Raw genomic sequence first — 2,266 nt, 5'->3', positions numbered from 1 at the left:
CCACCGAGGCCGGCCGGCCGGCGCCGCGCGTCGTGTACGACAGCGGCCGCGATCTGCTGGAGCAGTCCATCGACGACCTGGCCGGAGGGCCCCGGCCGCCCGCCTGACAAAATCCAGCCTCGCCCGTGCCCAGCGAAACCCATGTCCGTTCTCGGCAGAGAGGCGATCCTGCAGGCGATCGAAGCGGGCGCAATCGGGGTCACGCCCTTCGTTCCCGAGCGGCTGGGCCCCGCCTCTCTCGACCTCACCCTCGCCCCCACCTTTCGGGTGTTCCGCAAGGTGCACGAAGTGATCGAGGTGCGTGAGCACACCGACTACCGGACGCTCACCGAGAAGATCGTGGTGCCCCCGGGCCAGCACATCCTGATCATGCCGGGCGAGACGGTGCTCGGGATCACCCAGGAGCGGCTGCGTCTGGGCCCCGGTCTCTGCGGCTGGCTGGAGGGCCGCAGCCGTTTCGCGCGGCTGGGCCTGATGGTGCACATCAGCGCCCCCTTCATGGGCCCGGGGATCGACAGCCAGCAGGTGCTGGAGATGAGCAACTTCGGTCCCGCTCCGCTCGCCGTGCATCCCGGCACCGCGATCTGCCAGTTCGTGTTTCAGAAGCTGCAGGGCATCGAGAGCTACGCCGGCCGCTTCGCCGGTCAGACGGAAGATTCCTTCTGACCATCCCCCGTGAGTTGCAGCAACAGCGGGTCGAGGGTGGCGGCGTAGGGATTCACCACCCGCACGCCCCGCCAGGTGAAGCCTGGATTCAGGTCTTCGCTGATCAACAGCCGGGCGCCGGCGTCGGCGGCCACGCTCAGCACGAGGGCGTCCCAGCTGCCGAGCTGGTGGTCCACGCTCAGATCCATGGCGCCGGCCAGCGCCTTGGCCGTGGAATCCGCCACGGGAAAGGCATCCATCCAGCTCAGTACGGCATCCCGGGCCTCTGCGGGGCTGCGTCCGGCTTTGCCTGTGAGCACGCGGAACAGCTCACCGAGGCACTGCAGAGGGATCACCACATCGCCGTCCGCCAGAGCGGCCAGCAGAGACCGGCTGGTCTCGACCCGGACCTGATCCCCGAAGCCCTCGGCATAGACCAGCACGTTGGTGTCGAGGGCGGAGCGCATCAGTCGTAAAGCTCCTCGCGCTTCCAGGCCCGACCCGCATCGCTGGGCACCTGGTGGATGAGCCGCTGCAGCAGCCTCGTCCTGGCGGACCCATAGGCGGCCGCCGCCTGCTGGGGGGCGCTGATCGTGGCCACCGCCCGCCCCCTCGAGAGCACCGTGAAACTCTTCCCGGCCGCGACCTCCCGCAGCAGACGGGAGAAGGAGCGGTTGGCCTCCGCGGCACTGATCACGGCCATCATCAAGGAGTGGTAGTGCTGATCACTACACTAGCTCCAGCTGGATGCGGCGGAGGAATCCACGTGTGCGTGGATCAGAAGATCCCCAGCGTCTTCTTCTTGCAGTAGCCCGCCCCGATGTTCATCCAGCCCGAGAGGCAGGGCTTGCCGTTGGTGGGCCGCACCTCGTAGTAGATCGGCGAATTGCAGTGCTGCTTGAGATCATTCACATACCCCAACGGACATTCGTTGTACCCCGGCAGCTTGGGAATCCGCTTCTGGGCCAGTGCCGGGTCCGGAGTGAGCAGAGGAACGGTCAGCAGCGGCAGGGCCATGAGCCCGGCGGCCAGGGCGAGGGGTGGCTTCGGCATCGTTCGGCTCCTCACGTGTTCAGACCCTAGGAACCGCTGGCCGGCGGCGCCTTCGTGACGACGGGCTCATAGCCGAGGGGGAGAAGGTTCCAGTCGCCGTTGAAGACGTGCACCCGCCGGGTGGCCTTGCCGCTCGTTTCGAACGGCAGGCCGGCATGGGCCCAGGCCAGGGCGCTGCCGGCCAGATTGCGCACCTCAAAGCCCCGGCCCCTGAGCTCCCGGGTGTAAAGGCCGCTACGCAGGCCGATGGTGCAGTACGGAACCACCAGCCAGGAGCGGTAGCGGGCGCTGTCGCGCTCGAAGTCCTCCTTGGTGATTGCTCCCGGCAGCATCGAGACGCGCCGTTCGTGCGGCTCGCGCACATCGACCAGCACCGCCGGACGGTCCTTGGGCCGCGCCAGCCACTCGGCCACGGAGATCTCCGGCTGGCCGGGAAACAGCAGCCGCTTCATGCCCCCGTAGCGGCGCCCCACCTCGGCCGCCAGCACGCTGTCGGCGGTGCCGGGGGCCGGCCCACCGCGGCCCATACCGATCCCGTGCAGCGCCAGCCCGAGGGCGACGGCGGCCG

General features: G+C 68.8%; 5 protein-coding genes. 1 reads left to right on the top strand and 4 read right to left on the bottom strand.

Translation table 11 applies throughout. The features are described 5' to 3' along the window. Positions 1–141: 141 nt before the first annotated feature. The gene (dcd, locus tag VB737_RS06570) at positions 142–666 is read left to right on the top strand and encodes a dCTP deaminase (RefSeq protein WP_323305803.1); all 525 of its coding nucleotides are present in this window, start codon (positions 142–144) and stop codon (positions 664–666) included. Here dcd and VB737_RS06565 read toward each other — a convergent pair. The 4 genes from VB737_RS06565 to VB737_RS06550 all read right to left on the bottom strand — a co-directional run. Then, entirely contained in the window at positions 645–1,112 is a 468-nt protein-coding gene (locus VB737_RS06565) for a PIN domain-containing protein (RefSeq protein ID WP_500312134.1), read from the bottom strand. The two genes, dcd and VB737_RS06565, sit on opposite strands and share 22 nt — an antisense overlap. Beyond that, positions 1,112–1,342, bottom strand: a complete 231-nt coding sequence (locus tag VB737_RS06560; RefSeq protein ID WP_500312132.1) for a type II toxin-antitoxin system Phd/YefM family antitoxin — start codon at positions 1,340–1,342, stop codon at positions 1,112–1,114. Before VB737_RS06560 ends, VB737_RS06565 begins: the two co-directional genes overlap by 1 nt. 80 nt (positions 1,343–1,422) lie before the next feature. Continuing rightward, positions 1,423–1,698 (bottom strand): hypothetical protein, encoded by a 276-nt coding sequence (locus tag VB737_RS06555; protein WP_500312130.1) that lies wholly within the window; start codon positions 1,696–1,698, stop codon positions 1,423–1,425. Between the two features lie 26 nt (positions 1,699–1,724). After that, on the bottom strand, positions 1,725–2,266 hold a 542-nt coding region (locus VB737_RS06550), incomplete at its 5' end, for a rhodanese-like domain-containing protein (RefSeq protein WP_500312128.1).

This window comes from Synechococcus sp. BA-120 BA3 (genome assembly GCF_034931285.1).
In the GTDB taxonomy this organism is placed as follows: domain Bacteria; phylum Cyanobacteriota; class Cyanobacteriia; order PCC-6307; family Cyanobiaceae; genus Cyanobium.
The sequence above is the reverse complement of the archived record's forward strand: the minus strand, read 5'-3'. Positions and strand labels throughout refer to the sequence as shown.